The organism is Curtobacterium phyllosphaerae (genome assembly GCF_049341865.1).
Taxonomy (GTDB): domain Bacteria; phylum Actinomycetota; class Actinomycetes; order Actinomycetales; family Microbacteriaceae; genus Curtobacterium; species Curtobacterium phyllosphaerae.
Window position 1 is genome coordinate 59,644 of record NZ_JBMPIU010000005.1, and the last position, 17,189, is coordinate 76,832.

At 71.5% G+C, this 17,189-nt stretch carries 16 protein-coding genes; 14 read left to right on the top strand and 2 right to left on the bottom strand.

Features of this window, described 5'->3' with window-relative positions; all coding sequences use genetic code 11:
• Nucleotides 1–85: 85 nt before the first annotated feature.
• A complete protein-coding gene (locus ACO0E0_RS10365) occupies nt 86–1,057 on the top strand; it encodes a tyrosine recombinase XerC (RefSeq protein WP_422871342.1) in 972 nt (323 codons plus the stop codon).
• 255 nt (nt 1,058–1,312) lie between these two features.
• Here ACO0E0_RS10365 and ACO0E0_RS10370 read toward each other — a convergent pair whose 3' ends face one another.
• Nucleotides 1,313–1,780: a murein hydrolase activator EnvC family protein gene (locus tag ACO0E0_RS10370; protein WP_422871343.1), complete on the bottom strand. Its 468-nt coding sequence runs from the start codon at nt 1,778–1,780 to the stop codon at nt 1,313–1,315.
• Nucleotides 1,781–2,348: 568 nt separating this feature from the next.
• Between ACO0E0_RS10370 and ACO0E0_RS10375 the strand changes: the two genes are divergently transcribed.
• The 10 genes from ACO0E0_RS10375 (at nt 2,349) to ACO0E0_RS10420 (ending at nt 11,203) form a co-directional block, all read left to right on the top strand.
• On the top strand, nt 2,349–3,791 hold the full coding sequence (locus tag ACO0E0_RS10375; protein WP_422871344.1) for a sugar porter family MFS transporter: 1,443 nt from the start codon (nt 2,349–2,351) through the stop codon (nt 3,789–3,791).
• Nucleotides 3,792–4,105: 314 nt separating this feature from the next.
• On the top strand, nt 4,106–5,065 hold the full coding sequence (gene rpsB, locus ACO0E0_RS10380) for a 30S ribosomal protein S2 (protein ID WP_422871345.1): 960 nt from the start codon (nt 4,106–4,108) through the stop codon (nt 5,063–5,065).
• Nucleotides 5,066–5,151: 86 nt separating this feature from the next.
• Nucleotides 5,152–5,979: a translation elongation factor Ts gene (tsf, locus tag ACO0E0_RS10385; protein WP_422871346.1), complete on the top strand. Its 828-nt coding sequence runs from the start codon at nt 5,152–5,154 to the stop codon at nt 5,977–5,979.
• A gap of 108 nt (nt 5,980–6,087) precedes the next feature.
• Nucleotides 6,088–6,807 carry a UMP kinase gene (gene pyrH, locus ACO0E0_RS10390; RefSeq protein WP_422871347.1) on the top strand — a complete coding sequence of 240 codons (720 nt, stop codon included), beginning with the start codon at nt 6,088–6,090 and terminating at the stop codon, nt 6,805–6,807.
• 28 nt (nt 6,808–6,835) lie between these two features.
• Entirely contained in the window at nt 6,836–7,390 is a 555-nt protein-coding gene (frr, locus tag ACO0E0_RS10395; protein WP_422871348.1) for a ribosome recycling factor, read from the top strand.
• Nucleotides 7,390–8,388, top strand: coding sequence for a phosphatidate cytidylyltransferase (locus tag ACO0E0_RS10400; RefSeq protein WP_422871349.1), 999 nt, complete (start codon nt 7,390–7,392; stop codon nt 8,386–8,388). The genes frr and ACO0E0_RS10400 overlap by 1 nt, the downstream gene beginning before the upstream one ends.
• Nucleotides 8,389–8,498: 110 nt before the next feature.
• Complete coding sequence (locus ACO0E0_RS10405) at nt 8,499–9,044, top strand: DivIVA domain-containing protein (RefSeq protein ID WP_422871350.1); 546 nt, start codon at nt 8,499–8,501, stop codon at nt 9,042–9,044.
• Between the two features lie 69 nt (nt 9,045–9,113).
• Entirely contained in the window at nt 9,114–10,064 is a 951-nt protein-coding gene (locus tag ACO0E0_RS10410) for an aggregation-promoting factor C-terminal-like domain-containing protein (RefSeq protein ID WP_422871351.1), read from the top strand.
• 6 nt (nt 10,065–10,070) lie between these two features.
• Nucleotides 10,071–10,361, top strand: a complete 291-nt coding sequence (locus tag ACO0E0_RS10415) for a hypothetical protein (RefSeq protein ID WP_422871352.1) — start codon at nt 10,071–10,073, stop codon at nt 10,359–10,361.
• Nucleotides 10,358–11,203, top strand: coding sequence for an alpha/beta hydrolase (locus tag ACO0E0_RS10420; RefSeq protein WP_422871353.1), 846 nt, complete (start codon nt 10,358–10,360; stop codon nt 11,201–11,203). The genes ACO0E0_RS10415 and ACO0E0_RS10420 overlap by 4 nt, the downstream gene beginning before the upstream one ends.
• Nucleotides 11,204–11,284: 81 nt before the next feature.
• Here ACO0E0_RS10420 and ACO0E0_RS10425 read toward each other — a convergent pair whose 3' ends face one another.
• Nucleotides 11,285–13,069 (bottom strand): coiled-coil domain-containing protein, encoded by a 1,785-nt coding sequence (locus ACO0E0_RS10425; protein WP_422871354.1) that lies wholly within the window; start codon nt 13,067–13,069, stop codon nt 11,285–11,287.
• A gap of 229 nt (nt 13,070–13,298) precedes the next feature.
• On the opposite strand from ACO0E0_RS10425, the gene ACO0E0_RS10430 reads away from it, so the two are divergent.
• From ACO0E0_RS10430 to ACO0E0_RS10440, 3 genes are all read left to right on the top strand, one after another.
• Entirely contained in the window at nt 13,299–15,047 is a 1,749-nt protein-coding gene (locus ACO0E0_RS10430) for a DUF8094 domain-containing protein (protein ID WP_422871355.1), read from the top strand.
• A complete protein-coding gene (locus tag ACO0E0_RS10435) occupies nt 15,044–16,063 on the top strand; it encodes a tetratricopeptide repeat protein (protein WP_422871356.1) in 1,020 nt (339 codons plus the stop codon). The genes ACO0E0_RS10430 and ACO0E0_RS10435 overlap by 4 nt, the downstream gene beginning before the upstream one ends.
• 122 nt (nt 16,064–16,185) lie before the next feature.
• Nucleotides 16,186–17,187 (top strand): SDR family oxidoreductase, encoded by a 1,002-nt coding sequence (locus ACO0E0_RS10440; protein WP_422871357.1) that lies wholly within the window; start codon nt 16,186–16,188, stop codon nt 17,185–17,187.
• Nucleotides 17,188–17,189 lie beyond the last annotated feature (2 nt).

Sequence of the window (17,189 nt, forward strand, 5' to 3'; positions counted from 1 at the left end):
GCGAGGGCTCTCGGTACGCGGGGGCTCTCGGTGCACTCGGTGCGCCACAGGGGGGAGCGCGATGGCCGGACGTACGCTGAGGCCCATGAGCGACACGTCGTCGGGCCGGAGCGGTCGCCTCACCCGGGCGATCGCGGCGTTCCTCGACGACATGGCGACCGCGCGGGGCCTCAGCCCGCAGACGGTGCGTGCCTACTCGGCCGACCTCGACGACCTCACCGTGTTCGCGGGGGCGCGCGGTGTCGGGACGACGACCGCGGTCACGCTCGACCTCCTCCGGGACTGGCTGTGGGCCGGGACCGAGCGCGGTCTCGCGCGGAGCACGATCGCGCGCCGAGCGTCCTCGGTCCGGGCCTACACGCGGTGGGCCAGCGAACACGGGTGGACGACCATCGACCCGGGAGCACGGCTCCGCACCCCGAAGGCGGCGTCGCACCTGCCCCGGGTGCTGTCCGCGGACGGCATGCGCTCGGTGCTGGACCGGATGGCGGAGCGAGCGGTCGGCGGCGATCCGGGAGCGTTGCGCGATCGGGCGGTCGTCGAGCTGCTGTACGCGTCGGCCCTCCGCGTGAGTGAACTGGTCGGCATCGACCTCGCCGACGTCGATCGTTCGCGGCTCACCGTGCGGGTGCTCGGCAAGGGTGGCAAGGAACGCGTGGTGCCGTTCGGGGTCCCGGCGCACGACGCGATCGGCGACTGGCTCGACTTCGGGCGGACCGCCGTCCTCGCTCGGGCGGCATCCGCAGACGGCGTGCCGCCGAGCGACTCCGGCGACCCACAGCAGGCGCTGTTCCTCGGCGACCGGGGAGCGCGCCTCGGGGTGCGTTCCGCGTACCGGACGATCGCGCGGATCCTCGAGGCGGAACCCGGCGCGGGTCCGAACGGCCCGCACACGTTCCGACACACCGCTGCGACACACCTGCTCGACGGGGGAGCGGACCTCCGCGCAGTGCAGGAGCTCCTCGGACACGCGAGTCTCGGGACGACGCAGATCTACACCCACGTCTCCTCGGCGCGACTCCGCGAGGTCTACCGGACCGCCCATCCCCGAGCATGACGTCCGGCATGGACGTGCCTGCAGCGCGGGTCGTCGACGGTCACCGACGGCCGCACGGCCGACGGGCGCACGGGTCGCAAACGGGACGTGAGCGCACCGGCGGCCGGCGGGCAGTGACCGCCGCCGACGAGCACCGCGCGTGGCCGACCTGGCCGGGCCCGCGCTCGGTCATCGGGCCGCGCACTCAGCCTCATCGCGGGGCAGCGGGGCAGCGGGGCAGCGGGACAGCAGGACCACGGGACCGAGCCCGCACCGTCACCACGGCACCACCCCGAGCGGGAGCAGCACCGGCCACTCCGGCGCCGACAGGTAGAGCAGCGGATCGACGTACACGCCGTCGAGCCGGGCGCCGAGGTGGAGGCACGAGGCCACGCCGCCGCAGTGGCCGGCCGACACCGCTCCCGTCGCGATCGTGCCGACCCACTGCCCGCGGACGACCGCATCGCCGGACTGCACGGACGGCGCGACCGCATCGAGGGTCCCGACGAGGCCGCCGCCGAAGTCGATCGTCACCACGGGCCGACCCGCCACACTCCCTGCGAAGGCCACGACACCGTCAGCCGGAGCGCTCGCCGGAGCGCCGACGTCGGCGCGGAGGTCGATCCCGCGGTGTCCGGGACCGTACTCGCCGGTGGGTTGCTCGAACGGCCGCAGGACGATCCTGGTCGTCGTCGGCCACCCCCATGTCCCCGTCCGGAAGTCCGACGCGGGCCCCGCCGACACGGATCCCCCCGACGCGGGCTCCGCCGAACCCGGCTCTGTCGACGCCGGGCCCGCCGACACCGGCCCCGCGGACACCGGCCCCGCCGACACCGAGCTCAGCGTCACCACTGCCCAACCGACCCACAGCACCGATCCGGTCGCGCCGCAGAGACGTGCCCGCCACCGTCCTCCGACCAGGATGCCGCGTGTTCCGCGCGCCCACCGTCGTCCCATCAGCCACCACCTCCATCAGCCGCGTCCTCTCGTCCTCGGAGCCTGAGGCCGACACGGGCGACGGTCCCGGGCGGGGAGCCGATCTGTGGACGGTGGGCCGCGCCTCCCGTCCGGTGCAGGACCAGCCATCCACCCGCGCACCGACGCCTCGGGTGGACCGGGGGGACACCGGGCGACACCGGAACGACCGGCCCGGCCTGCTCGACGGTCAGGTCACCGGCCCCCAACCCGGGGAGTACGGTGGGTGCTGCTCCGGTCACCGCAACGCCGCACGGACGGCGACCAGCCGACCACCGGGGCACCGTGCACCACGTGTCATCCCACGCGCGCGCGGCGGCGGGAGACAGGGAGCAACGTGACCACAGCGAAGGCCGGGCAGCAGCCCGACAAGGCATTCAAGGGGAAGGTCACGGCGTTCGCCATCGCGGCCGCGGTCGGCGGGTTCCTGTTCGGGTTCGACTCGTCGGTGATCAACGGCGCCGAGTCCGCCATCACCAAGCAGTTCCAGCTCTCCGCTGCCGGCAGCGGCTTCGCGGTCGCCAGCGCCCTCATCGGCTGCGCGTTCGGCGCGTACTTCGCCGGGCGCATCGCCGACCGCTGGGGCCGCACCCGCGTGATGTTCATCGCCGCGATCCTGTTCTTCGTCAGCTCGATCCTCGTCGGCATCTCGACTGGCACCGTCGACTTCATCATCTGGCGGCTCGTCGGCGGCCTCGGCATCGGCACGGCATCGGTCATCGCGCCGGCCTACATCTCCGAGGTCTCGCCGAAGGGGATCCGCGGGCGACTCGCCTCGTTCCAGCAGCTCGCGATCACGCTCGGCATCTTCGCCGCGCTCCTCTCCGACCAGCTCATCGCGCTCGGCGGCGGCGGGACGGCGTCCGGGCACTTCCTCGGGCTCGAGGCCTGGCGGTGGATGTTCCTCGTCGGCGTGGTCCCGTCGGTCATCTACGGCGTCCTGGCCTTGATCCTGCCCGAGTCACCGCGGTACCTCGCCGCGAAGGGCCGGAAGGACGACGCCCGGGAGGTCCTCACGAGGATCGTCCCGAGCGACACGGTGGACATGTCGCTCGACGAGATCCAGGACGGGCTGGAGCGCGAGTCGAAGCAGGCGAAGGGCTCGATCCGCGGCAACCGCTTCGGTCTCCAGCCGATCGTCTGGGTCGGGATCATCCTCGCCGTCCTGCAGCAGTTCGTCGGCATCAACGTGATCTTCTACTACTCGACCACCCTCTGGCAGGCGGTCGGGTTCAAGCCGTCGCAGTCGTTCCTGATCTCGACGATCTCGTCCGTGATCAACGTCGCCGTGACGTTCATCGCGATCTTCCTCGTCGACAAGGTCGGTCGGAAGCCCCTGCTGCTGGCCGGGTCCGGCGGCATGTTCGTGTCGCTCCTCATGGTCGCGATCTCGTTCAGCCAGGCGACGGTCGACTCGAGCGGCGCACCGCACCTCCCGGGCGCGTGGGGGATCATCGCGCTGGTCTTCGCGAACCTCTTCGTCGTCTCGTTCGGCGCGACGTGGGGACCGCTCATGTGGGTGCTCCTCGGCGAGATGTTCCCGAACAAGATCCGGGCCACCGCGCTCGGCATCGGATCGGCGGCGAACTGGGTCGCGAACTTCATCGTCACGATCTCGTTCCCGGCGTTGTCGCAGTTCAACCTCACCGTGACCTACAGCATCTACGCGCTGTTCGCCCTCGTCTCCTTCTTCTTCGTGCTGTCCAAGATCCCGGAGACCAAGGGTCGCTCGCTCGAGGAGATGGGCGTCACCGAGGACGGCGAGACCGTCAAGGCGTAGCCGCGCTCCGCGCAGTCGGACGGGAGGCACGGTGCAGGCGCGCAGATCCGCGCACCCGCACCGTGCCTCCCGTCCGCGTTCCCGCCGCGACGGGGTGCTAGCATTGGGGCAGCAGCGCGCTGAGCGCTGACTTCGCGTGCCCATCCGCCCGTCCTGTTCAGCAGGCGGGCGTGGCGCTCCCGACCACCGGTCCTCCTGCCAGACGGCGGAGGCGGTCGCGGTGCCAGGGCACCAGGGATCCCGGCCGCCGGTCGGATCGACAAACCGCAACCTTGCACCCGGTCCTTCCGTGTGCCGAGAACAGGAGTACGGCCATGGCCGTCGTCACCATCCGCCAGCTGCTCGACAGCGGCGTCCACTTCGGGCACCAGACCCGTCGGTGGAACCCGAAGGTCAAGCGCTTCATCCTCGCCGAGCGCTCCGGCATCCACATCATCGACCTGCAGCAGTCGCTGTCCTACATCGACCGCGCGTACGACTTCGTCAAGGAGACGGTCGCCCACGGCGGCACGATCCTCTTCGTCGGCACGAAGAAGCAGGCGCAGAACTCGATCGCCGAACAGGCCACCCGCGTCGGCCAGCCGTACGTGAACCAGCGTTGGCTCGGCGGCCTCCTCACGAACTTCCAGACGGTCTCCAAGCGCCTCCAGCGCATGAAGGAGCTCGAGGAGATCGACTTCGACGACACCACGAAGGGCTTCACCAAGAAGGAGCTCCTCATCAAGAAGCGCGAGCTGGACAAGCTCCACAAGACCCTCGGCGGCATCCGCAACCTCACGCGGACCCCGAGCGCGCTCTGGATCGTCGACACCAAGAAGGAGCACCTCGCGATCGACGAGGCGCAGAAGCTCGGCATCCCGGTCATCGCGATCCTCGACACCAACTGCGACCCCGACGAGATCACCTACCCGATCCCGGGCAACGACGACGCGATCCGTTCCGTCGGCCTGCTGACCCGCATCGTCGCCGACGCCGCCGCGGAAGGCCTGACGGTCCGCCACCAGGGCAGTTCCGACGAGCCCGCAGAGCCCCTTGCCGAGTGGGAGAAGGAGCTGCTCGGCGGCTCCGACGACACCACGCCGTCCGCTGATGCAGCTCCGGCTGGCGACGCAGCTCCGGCTGCTGATGCAGCTCCGGCCGCCGAGGCGCCGGTCGAGGAGAACGACGCGGACGCCCAGGTCGCCGCGAAGGAGATCGGCGAGCCGGTCGAGGACAAGAACGCCGAGCCGACGGCCGAGGCAGCCGCTGCTGCCACGACCACCCCGGCCGAGTAAGCACCACCCCTCCTCGGCGGGGGCGTCGGACCCGGTCTGGCGCCCCCGCCATCACCACGCACAGTCCAGAAAGGACGACCACAGTCATGGCAAACTTCAGCGCCGCTGACGTGAAGACCCTGCGTGACCGCCTCGGTGCGGGCATGCTCGACAGCAAGAACGCGCTCGTCGAGGCCGACGGCGACATCGAGAAGGCCATCGAGATCCTCCGGGTCAAGGGCCTCAAGGGCGTCGCCAAGCGTGAGGGCCGTGCGACGACCGCCGGTCTCGTGACCGCGGCCGCGAACGACTCCGCTGCGACCATCGTCGAGCTCGCGAGCGAGACCGACTTCGTCGCGAAGAACGACCGCTTCATCGCGCTCGCCGCCGACGTGCTCGGTGCCGTGCAGGCCGCCGGTGCCGCCGACGCCGCCGCGGGCAACGCCGCCGACCTCGGTGGCACCAGCGTCTCCGCGCACATCAACGACGAGGCCGCGCTCCTCGGCGAGAAGGTCGAACTCCGCACGGTCGCCCGTGTCGAGGGCACCGACTTCGCGATCTACCTGCACAAGACCAGCCAGGACCTGCCCCCGCAGGTCGGCGTCGTCGTCGCCTACTCGGGTGACGACGCCGAGACGGCTCGGTCCATCGCGCAGCACATCGCGTTCGCGGACCCGAAGTACCTCTCGCGCGACGACGTCCCCGAGTCGGACGTCGCCAAGGAGCGCGCGATCGTCGAGGAGACCACGCGTGCCGAGGGCAAGCCCGAGGCCGCGCTCCCGAAGATCATCGAGGGTCGACTCACCGGCTTCTTCAAGGAGATCGCACTGCTCGAGCAGGGCTACGCGAAGGACCCGAAGCTCTCCGTGGCCACGGTCGCGGAGCAGGCCGGGATCACGATTGAGGGCTTCGCCCGGGTGAAGGTCGGCGCGTAACGACCGCATGGACGGGGTCCGGAACCACAGGTTCCGGACCCCGTTCGCATGCCCGCTCCGATAGCCTCCACAGCAAGCACGCCAACCGCACGAAAGGCGCACCGCACGATGACCGATGAGAAGACCGGCCGCAGACGAGTCCTGTTGAAGCTCTCGGGGGAGGCGTTCGGCGCCGGGTCCCTCGGTGTCAACCCCGACGTGATCGGCGCCATCGCGCGGGAGATCGCCGAGGCGGCGCGCGAGGTCGAGGTCGCCGTGGTCGTCGGTGGTGGGAACTTCTTCCGCGGCGCCGAGCTCAGCCAGCGTGGCATGGACCGCGGTCGCGCGGACTACATGGGCATGCTCGGCACCGTCATGAACGCCCTGGCGCTGCAGGACTTCCTCGAGCAGGCCGGTGCCGCGACGCGGGTGCAGTCCGCCATCTCGATGACCCAGGTGGCCGAGCCGTACATCCCGCGACGTGCCGAGCGACACCTGGAGAAGGGCCGCGTCGTCATCTTCGGCGCCGGTGCCGGGCTGCCGTACTTCTCCACCGACACCGTGGCGGCGCAGCGGGCGCTCGAGATCGGTGCGCAGGAGGTCCTCGTCGCCAAGAACGGCGTCGACGGTGTCTACTCCGCCGATCCGAAGAAGGACCCCACCGCCGAGAAGCTGGCCCACGTCACCTACCAGGACGCGCTGCTCCGCGGGCTGAAGGTGGTGGATGCGACTGCGTTCAGCCTGTGCATGGACAACGGGATGCCGATGCACGTCTTCGGGATGGAGGGTGCCGGCAACGTCGCTGCCGCCATCCGCGGGGAGCGCATCGGCACCGTCGTCAGCAACTAGACTCGACCCGTACCGAAGGAGAACCACCGTGATCAGTGATGTCCTGACCGAGGCCACCGACAAGATGAACCGTGCCGTCGACGTGGCGAAGGACGACTTCTCGACCGTCCGTACCGGCCGCATCAACGCCGCGCTGTTCCAGAAGATCCCCGTCGAGTACTACGGGTCGCCGACCCCGCTGGCCCAGATCGCGTCGCTCCAGACGCCCGAGGCCCGCACGCTCATCGTCACGCCGTACGACAAGACGGCCCTCAAGGAGATCGAGCGCGCGATCGCGACGTTCCCGAACCTCGGGGCGAGCCCGACGAACGACGGCGAGATCGTCCGCGTGACGATCCCGGAGCTCACCCAGGACCGCCGCAAGGAGTACGTCAAGATCGTCAAGGGCAAGGGCGAGGACCACCGGGTGGTGATCCGCAACATCCGTCGCAAGGCCAAGGACGACCTGGACGCGTTGAAGGGCGAGGTCTCCGACGACGAGATCTCCCGTGCGGACAAGGAACTCGAGTCCCTGACCAAGAAGTACGTGGACCAGATCGACGACGCCTTGAAGAAGAAGGAAGCCGAACTCCTCGAGGTCTGATGGACCAGCCAGACGCGGGCCCCGACGGCCCGGACCACAACGACGGCGGTCGACGCGGGGGCAAGGGGTTCCGGGCGGACTTCGACGCCCGGGCGAAGGCGGCGCGGACCGACTTCGAGATGCAGCTGCGCCAGCGGCGTGCGGTGATCGAGGCCCGGAACCAGCGCCTGACCGAGCGCACCGGCCGGAACCTGCCGGCCGCGATCGCCATCGCGCTGGCCTTCGCGGCGGTCATGCTCGGCAGCCTGCTCGCGTACACGCCGTCGTACATCGTCGTCGCCGCGTTCCTCATCGGTGTCGGCGTCTACGAGCTCGCGAGCGCCATGCGGTTCGCCGGGCGCGACGTCCCCCGTGTCCCGAGCGTCATCGCGGGTGTCGCGATCACGCCGTTCGCGTTCTACGGCGGTCCCGAGGCCGCCCTCGTCGTCCTGCTCGCCGGGATCGTGTTCATCACGCTCTGGCGCGTCGTCGAGGTGGCGGTCACGCGCCCGGGACTCACCGCCGCGAGCATCGTGCAGGACGTCGCGAGCGGGCTGTTCGTGCAGTCGTACGTGACCCTGCTCGGCGCCTGCACGGTGCTCCTCGCCGCCGAGGACCGCGGGCAGTTCTGGGTGATCGGCTTCGTGGTGGTGGTGGTCGCGGTCGACACCGGGGCGTACGCGACCGGACTGAACCTCGGCAAACACCCGATGGCCCCACGGATCTCCCCGAAGAAGACCTGGGAGGGGTTCGCGGGCTCGGTGACGGCGGCGCTCATCGCCGGCGTCCTGGTGTCCTGGCTGCTCCTCGGACAGTCGTGGTGGTTCGGCCTGGTCTTCGGAGCCCTCATCACCCTCTCGGCGACGCTCGGCGACCTGACCGAGTCGATGATCAAGCGCGACCTCGGCATCAAGGACATCTCGACGTTCCTGCCGGGGCACGGCGGACTGCTCGACCGGATCGACAGCATCCTGCCGTCGGCCGCCGTCGGCTACGTGCTGTACCTCATCGTCCACTGACCGACCGTCCGACTGACGGCGGACCCGGGGTGTCGCGCCGGGTGTCTCCGCCGCCGACGCGCGGAGCTGCTTCAGGGAGTTCTGCGCCGGGGCGGTGGCAGAATGTCGCCGTGCCATCGACATTCCCGACCGTTGACCGCAAGTCCCTCGGCTACGACCCGGACGAGGTCGAGCGGTTCCTCGACGACGCCCGGCGGGCCTACACCGGCGGCGGGGGCGACCACCTGGCCTCCGACAAGATCCGCGCGACGGCGTTCAGCATGCGGAAGGGCGGCTACTCGACCCAGCACGTCGACGCTGCGCTCGAGCGGCTCGAGGACGCGTTCGCCGCCCGGGAGCGCGAGCAGGAGCAGAGCTCCCGAGGACAGAAGGCGTGGTTCGCCGACGCGCGCACGAAGGCGTCGGACATCGTCGCCCGGCTCGAGCGACCGGACCGTCAGCGGTTCTCCCGGGTCGGGTTCCTGTCGGTCGGCTACCACCCGAAGGACGTGGACGCGTTCGCGTCGCGGCTCAGCGGGTACTTCCACGACGGCAAACCCCTCAGCCTCACCGAGGTGCGTTCGATCGTGTTCCGGCCGGGGCACGGGGGGTACCGGGAGTCGCAGGTCGACGCGCTGCTCGACGCCGTCGTCGACGTCATGCTGGCCGTCCGCTGACCCGTCCGCGACACGGATCCTGCCGGATGCTTCGGTTTCCGTGATCCTTCCGTTATCCTTGACGGACTCATGGGTAGGCACAGTGCAGAACCACGCAGCGTCCGTACTCCTCTGACCGCTCCCACCGACCTCGTCGGTGCCGGCCAGGTGGAGCTCCTCTCGACCCCGTCCGACCACGGACCGGGTGAGCGGCGGGCGGCCCTCGGCCGACCCCGGGGGCTCGCGCCGGTCTCGGTCGCCGACACTCGCGTCTCCGACACCGCGGTCCACGAGCGGGCCGTGCAGGAGCAGGCGACGAGCACCGCCGCAGCGCGCATCAGCCGCCCGCCGCGTCGGCCGTCCAGCCGGGCGACCACCCCGCGCCTCCGCGGCGCTGCCCTCATGCGTCGCCGCGCGACGATCCCCGCCCTGTCCTTCTTCGCCGTCTTCGGGATCGCGGGCGGTTCGCTCGTCAGCCCGTTCCAGGGCGTCGACATGGCGTCCGCGGCCGTCATCGCGCCGCCGTTGCAGAAGGCCGGTCCCGCGCAGAGCTACACCGCGCACGGCACGTACGCCGACGCCACCGTCGACCGCGACGGCTACTCCATCAAGGAGCCGGCGCCCGTCGTCACGACGCCGCCCGCCACGACGACCACCACGTCCTCCGCCACGACGACCACCACGTCCACCACGAAGAAGTCCTCGTCGTCGACGGCCGCGCCCGCTGCCGGGACCCCGGATCCGGGCAGCGCCAAGGCGATCGCCCTCGACATGGTGACCGCTCGTGGATGGGGCTCCGACCAGTACAACTGCCTCGTCTCCCTGTGGAACAAGGAGTCCGGCTGGAACATCTACGCCTACAACCCCTCGGGCGCGTACGGCATCCCGCAGGCGCTGCCGGGCAGCAAGATGTCGACCGCCGGTGCGGACTGGCAGACCAACCCCGCGACACAGATCACGTGGGGCCTGAACTACATCACCGGCTCGTACGGAACGCCGTGCGGTGCCTGGGGCCACAGCGTCTCGTACAACTGGTATTGATCGGCGGTGCCGCGGAGCAACCGGCCGCGTGGTCGCCGTCCCGAGCCTGAGGACGACGACCTCGGGCGCGTGATGAGCAGCTGGGCCCGCACCGAGGTCCGACGGGGGCGCGAGTTCACCGTCCAGCCGATCGGTGCGACGGCCGCGGTCAAGGAGTACGTCTGCCCGGGCTGCTCGCTGTCCATCCGGCCAGGTGTCGCGCACCTCGTGGTCTGGCGTGCGGACGGGGTGCTCGGTGACGCCGCCGACCTCGCGTCCCGTCGGCACTGGCACACACACTGTTGGAGAGTCGCATGACCGCGCCGACCGATGCGCCCGAACCGACCGCTTCCGTGCCGACCGCTGCGCCTGCGCCGACCGCTGCGCCTGCGCCGACCGCTGTGCCTGCGCCGACCGCTGTGCCTGCGCCGACCGAGATCCGCAGCGGCGTCGAGCTGCCCGCGCTCCGGACCGAGATCGACCTCGTCACCGACGACCACCTGACGCTCGTCGGCGAGCTCGCCGAACCGCTCGACCGCGCCGCCGCCGGGACGATCATCGCCCTGCACCCCCTGCCGACGGCGCAGGGCTTCATGGACTCGCACGTGCTCAAGAAGGCAGCCGCTCGGCTCCCGGCCCTCGCCGACATCGCGGTGCTCCGGTTCAACTTCCGCTCCGTCACGAGTCCCCGCGGCACCTCGGAGGGCACGTTCGGCGACGGCGTGTCCGAGGGACTCGACATGCATGCGGCGTTGGCGGAGGTCGAGGCGCGCCAACTGCCGACCCCCTGGCTCGTCGGGTGGTCGTTCGGCACCGAGGTGATCCTGAAGCACGCCCTCGAACACGTCGAGCGCGGTGCCGTCGCGGGCATCGTGCTGCTGTCGCCGCCACTCCGCCGCACGTCACCAGCGGAACTCGCGCGATGGCGGGGCGCCGGGGTGCCCGTCGTCGCGCTGGTCCCGGAACTCGACGACTTCCTGCGCCCGGACGCCGCCGCGCACGCCTTCGCGACGGTCCCCGAGGTGCGGGTGGAACCGGTCGCCGGCGCGAAGCACCTGTGGGTGGGCGAGAAGTACGTGCGGATCGTCCTCGACCGCGTCGCGGACCTCGTGGTCCCGGGGAGTGCACCGCTCCCCACCGTGTGGCCAGCAGCGCGCTGACGGACGCGCGCACCTGACGGACCGATGGCCGGACCGGAGGCCGGGGTCGCGCCTCCAGTCCGGCTGGCGTGTGCGGGTCGGTCAGTCTCCGGAGCCGTCGGCGGCGTGCGAGAGCGCTCCGCGGAGGTTCTCGAGGTACCCGGCAACTGCTTCGCGCTCCATCCGGATCGCGGCGAGCCGGTCCTCCGCGTCCGCGAGGAGCCGCTCGGTCCGGGTCTCGGCGTCGGTGACGAGCAGGTGCGCACGCTCCTGCGCGGAACGGACGGCCGTGAGCGCAGCCTCCTCGGCCTGCTGCTCGCGTTCGCGCGCAGCGTCCTTCGACTCGCGGTCGAGCCGGTCCGCCTCGGTCCGCGCGTCGGCGGCGCGTCGGATCGCGTCCGCCAGCTGCAGGTTGGCCTCGTCGAGGTACCGCTGGGTCTCCGTGACCGTCTCGTGGTGCTTCCGCAGGTAGTCCTGCTCGGCTTCGTCACGCCGGCCCGCGAGCTCGGACTCCAGCGCCGTGCGGGCGGCGTCGCGGGCACGGACGATCTCCGCGTCGGTCTCGGCACGCGATCGGTCGTGGTCGGCGCGGTCGCGGTCGATCTCGGCGCGGAGGGCGATGCGTTCGGCCTCGAGCTCGCCGAGCTCGGCGGTCCGGCGGTCCGCGACCTCGGTGTCGAGCGCCGCGTGTTCGGCGGCGCGCCGGTCGGCGAGTTCGGCCTCGTGCGCCCGCACCGCGCGTGCTGCGGCGTCGTCGGCCTCGGCGCGTTCGCGCTCGATGCGGGCGAGGTGCTCGGCGGTCTCCCGGTCGATCCGGGCGGTCGTCTCGGCCACGAGCCGGTCGTTCTCGATGCGCGTCTGCTCGACGTCGACGGCGAGGTCCGCGCGCGCCGCGGCGAGCTCCTGCTCGAGGGCGCTCCGGGACTCGGCGAACGCCCGGTCCTGATCGGCTCGTCGGGCGCCGAGCTCGGCGTCGAGGTCGCTCCGCGCATCGCCGAACTCGGCCTCGAGGTCGGCTCGGCGGGCGGCGACCTCGGCGTCGAGCGCTGCGCGGCCGTCCGCGAGGTCGCGATCGTGCGCCGCCCGCTCGGCTGCGCGCGTCCGGTCCCAGTCGTCGCGGCCGGCGGCGAGCTCGCGGGCGAGGGTGTCGTGTCCCTCGGTCGTGACGCGGTCGAGCTCGGCGGTCCTGCGCTCGTGTTCGGCCTCGAACACCCCGCGCCGGTGTGCGGTGTCGCGGTCGAGCTCGGCCGCGGACTCGCGCGCCTCGGTCGACTCGCGGTGCGCGACCTCGCGGAGCTCGGCGACCTCACGCTCCACCTGTGCCCGGAGCGCGCTCGTCTCCCGGATGCTCACCGACCGGTTCTCGGCGGCCTCGGTGACGGCCGCGGAGCGGATCGCGGCGGCTTCGGTGCGGGCGTCCTGGAGGGCGAGGCCGGCCTCGGCGCGCGCCCGTTCGATGGTGTCGGCCGACTCCGCCCGGGCTCGCGACAGCTCGTTCGTGGCACGGGTCCTGGCGTCGTCGAGCGTGTCGCTCGCCTCGGTCCGGGCCCCGCGGAGGAGCCGGGCGGCCTCGGTCTGGCTGGAGGCCCGGACGCGCTCGGCATCGATGTCCGCCTGACTGATCAGGCGTGTCGACTGCTCCTCGGCCACCCGGAGCGTGTTCTCGAGCCGGGTGCCGAGTCCGCTGTACGTCGGCGTGCCGGCCTCGTCGAGCTCGCGCTGCAGGTCGTCGACCCGGACCTGGAGCTGGCGGAGCTCCCGGGCTGCCTCGGCGCGGTCGTTGTTCGACTTGATGAGCTCACGGCGGAGCTGCCCCAGAGCACGGTCGACGTCGTCCTTGCGGTACCCCCGCAGCTCGCTCCCGAACTCTGCCTCGTCGTTGGCCACGATGTCGCTCCTGCACGTCTCGACGGACGGTGGTCGTCCGGCCTCGATTGTAGTGGCCGGGCTCCTGGGGCTCCCGTGCACCGGTCGTCCGTGCGACGGGGATGTGCCTCCCAGGCTCCCCGGCTATCCTGAACCGTCCGTTTTGCCCAAACATGTCCGAGAAGGGCAGAGCCGCCGTGTCGGTGGCGCGCCGCATGTCCCATTCCTGCGGCGCGGAGGGAGTGTCTCCGTGCGATTCGTCCTGGCGATCGTCAGTTTCGTCATCGGCGTCGTGCTCGTCGGCCTCGGGGTCGGCCAGCGCACGATCTTCGCCCCACCGACCTCGACGGTCGCGGCGACGAGCGGTTCGTCCGCCGGTGTGACCGTGATCCCCGGGACGACGCTCGACGCGAACCCCGGACACCAGCACGTCCGCATCACGGGTGCGTCGAAGGACCTCGTGGCGGTGTACGGGACGACGACCGACGTCGATGCCTGGGTCGGTGACGCCCGGCACCAGACGCTCCGGTACGACGCCGAGGACACGAGCCTCCGCGCGAAGACCACCGGGTCGGAGCGGAGCGTGCCGGATCCCGCGGGCAGCGACCTCTGGTCCGCCGAGTACTCCGGCTCCGAGGCGTCGGACTTCACGGTCGAACTGCCGTCGAGCACGTCGCTGCTCCTCGTGGACGGCGACGGCACCTCGAGCGTCGGCACGGTCTCGGTGACCTGGCCGCGCGACACCTCCACGCCGCTCGTGGGGCCGCTGATGACCGCCGGCGGCTTCTTCGTCGCCCTCGGCATCGCGCTCTACGTCTGGGCGATCCTCCACCAGCGCCGCCTCCGCGGACCGCGTCGTCGGAGCGGCGGCGGTCGTCCGCCGCGGGTCCGTGGTTCCCGTCGCGCCGCGGCCGCCGGGGCCCAGGTCCCGCCGCGGGGTCGTCGCGGCCGCCGCATGGTCGCGGTGGTGCCGGTCGTCCTGGTCGCCGGTCTGACGCTCGCCGGGTGCTCCTCGGAGTACTGGCCGCACGGATCCGGAGCGACCCCCACTCCGACCCCGACGGCGACGGAGTCCGGTGCCGCGGAGACGGCCGCCGAGCCCACCGCGGCGACGGCGCCGCAGATCAAGCGCATCGTCGGCCGGATCGCCGAGGTCGCAGCGAAGGCCGACTCGGACCGGAACGCCGACCTCGCCGCCGAGCGGTTCACCGGGCCGGCTCTGGCGCTCCGGAAGGCCAACTACACGATCCGCGGCTCGGACACGGACGTGCAGGCACCCCCGGCGATCCCGTCGGGGGACGTCACCGTCGCCGTCCCGCAGCAGACCGACTCGTGGCCGCGGACGGTGTTCGTGGTCGTCCAGGACCCCGCGGACAAGGACACCGCCCCGCAGGCGCTCACCCTCGTTCAGGAATCCGCGCGGTCCCAGTACAAGGTCGACTACGACGTCGCGCTCGAGGCCGGCGCGACGTTCACGGACGTGCCACCGGTGAGCATCGGTGCCGCGCAGCTCTCGCCGGACGTCAAGCTCCTCACGCTGCCGCCCGGCCAGATCGCCGGGGCGTACGCCGACATCCTGGCGAACGACACGGCGAGCCAGTACGCCGACACGTTCTCGTCCGACGGCGACGACCTGCGCTCGAAGATCGGCAAGCCGTACAAGGACTCGAAGTCCTCGAGCCTGCCGTCGACCGCCAAGATCGAGTACTCCTCCGAGATCCCGGAGAACGCGAGCATCGCACTCGCGACGAACAAGGCCGGGGCGCTCGTCTCGACGACGCTCGACGAGATCGAGAAGGTCACGCCGACCCAGGCCGGCGCCGAGGTCAACACCGAGGGTGCCGTCAAGGCCCTGTCGGGTGTCGGCACGAGCACGAAGGGGATCAGCGCGACCTACGGTGTGCAGCTGCTCTTCTACGTGCCCCCGGTCGGCACGAAGTCCAAGATAGAACTGCTCGGGTTCAGTCAGGGCCTGATCGCAGCGAGTGAGGTCCAATGAGCAACGTCCCCCCGTCCCTCCCCGCCGGTCTCCGTGGCGCGGTCGACCTGTCGTCCCTGGTGAACCGACCGACAGCATCGGGCCAGTCCGCGCCGGGCCAGTCGACCCCGGGCGCCGTCGCGGAACAGGCCGGTGCACTCGCGCACGACCACGACGGGACCCCGGTGACCCTCGATTCCCTGGTGATCGACGTCACGGACGCCTCGTTCCAGGACGTCCTGGAGCTCTCGACGATCGTCCCCGTCGTGGTGGACCTCTGGGCCGAGTGGTGCGGGCCGTGCAAGCAGCTGTCCCCGGTCCTCGAGAAGATCACCGCCGAGTACGACGGGCGGGTCGTCCTCGCCAAGGTCGACGTCGACGCGAACCCGCAGCTCGCACAGGCGTTCCAGGCGCAGTCGATCCCGACCGTCGCGGCGGTCGTCGGTGGCCGCCCCCTCGGACTCTTCGTCGGCGCACTGCCGGAGGCCGAGGTCCGCGACGTCTTCGAGCAGGTGCTCCAGGTCGCCGAGCAGAACGGGGTCGCCGGTCGTGTCGAGCTGTCGGGATCCGACGCGGTACCCGGCGCCGAGCAGGACCCGGCGTCCGAGCCGGAACCCGAGCCCCTCCCGCCGCACCACCAGGCCGCCTACGACGCGATCGAGCGCGGTGACTTCGCGGCGGCGATCCAGGAGTACCGGACGGCCATCCTGCAGGACCCGCACGACCAGATGGCGGTGGCCGGGCTCGCCCAGGTGTCGCTGCTCGACCGGCTCGACGGCCGGACCGCCGACGAGCTCCGTGCCGCCGCCGCCGAGTCGCCGACGGACGCGCACGCGCAGATGGGCGTGGCCGACCTCGACATCAGCGGGGGTCACGTCGAGGACGCCTTCGCGCGGTTGCTCGACGTGTTCCCGGGCGTGTCCGGTGAGGACCGCGACGCCGTCCGCGCCCGGCTCGTGGAGTACTTCGAACTGGTCGGCACCGAGGATCCACGAGTCATCGCGGCCCGACGCCGGCTCACGATGCTGCTGTACTGACGCGCTCGTCCGGCGGTGCGCCCGTGACCGGGCGCGGGACAGGAGGGACGGGGCCGACCGGCACCGTCCCTCCAGTCCGTGGGGTGCAGACTGGAGACTCGTCTCTCAGGAAGCAGCCTCCCATGTCAGCGTTGACAGTCCTCTTCATCGGCGGGACGGGCATCATCAGCTCGGCCGCCGCGGTCCGCTCGCTCGAGCTCGGACACCAGCTCACGGTCCTCAACCGCGGCGCCTCGCACACCAGGCCGGTGCCGGACGGCGTCGAGGTGCTCGTCGGCGACGTCTCCGATCCGGCATCCGTCCGGGCCGCGGTCGGAGACCGACGGTTCGACGTCGTCGTCGACTTCGTCGCGTTCACGCCGGACCAGGTGCAGGCGGACGTCGAGCTGTTCCGCGGCCGGGTCGGGCAGTACGTGTTCATCAGTTCGGCGTCGGCGTACCAGAAACCCGTGGCGTCGCTCCCGATCCGCGAGTCCACGCCGCTCCGCAACCCGTGGTGGCAGTACTCCCGCGACAAGATCGCCTGCGAGGACCTGCTCGTCGCCGCGTACCGCGAGACCGGGTTCCCGGTGACGATCGTCCGCCCGTCGCACACCTACGACCGGACGAGCGTGCCGCTCCTCGGCGGCTGGACGACGATCGACCGGCTCCGGCGCGGACTGGAGGTCGTCGTCCCGGGCGACGGCACCTCGCTCTGGACCCTCACCCACCACGACGACTTCGCCCGCGCGTTCGTCGGGCTGCTCGGGGTGCCGGCGACGATCGGCGACACGGTGCACATCACCTCGGACGAGGCGCTCCCGTGGGACCAGATCACCAGGACGCTCGCCGCCGCGGCCGGTGTCGACGACCCGCGGATCGTGCACGTCGCCAGCGACAGCGTCGCGCGGATGGTGCCGGCCTGGGGGCCGGGGATCCTCGGCGACCGGATGCACTCGGTGGTGTTCGACAACACGCACGTCAAGTCGCTCGTGCCGGGGTGGACGGCGACCATCCCGTGGGCGACGGGTGCGCGGCAGATCGTCGAGTGGTTCGACGCCGAGCCCGGTCGCGCAGTCGCGGACCCGGACGAGGACGCGGCGTTCGACCGCCTGCTCGAACGGGCCAGGGCCTTCGACGCGTAGGC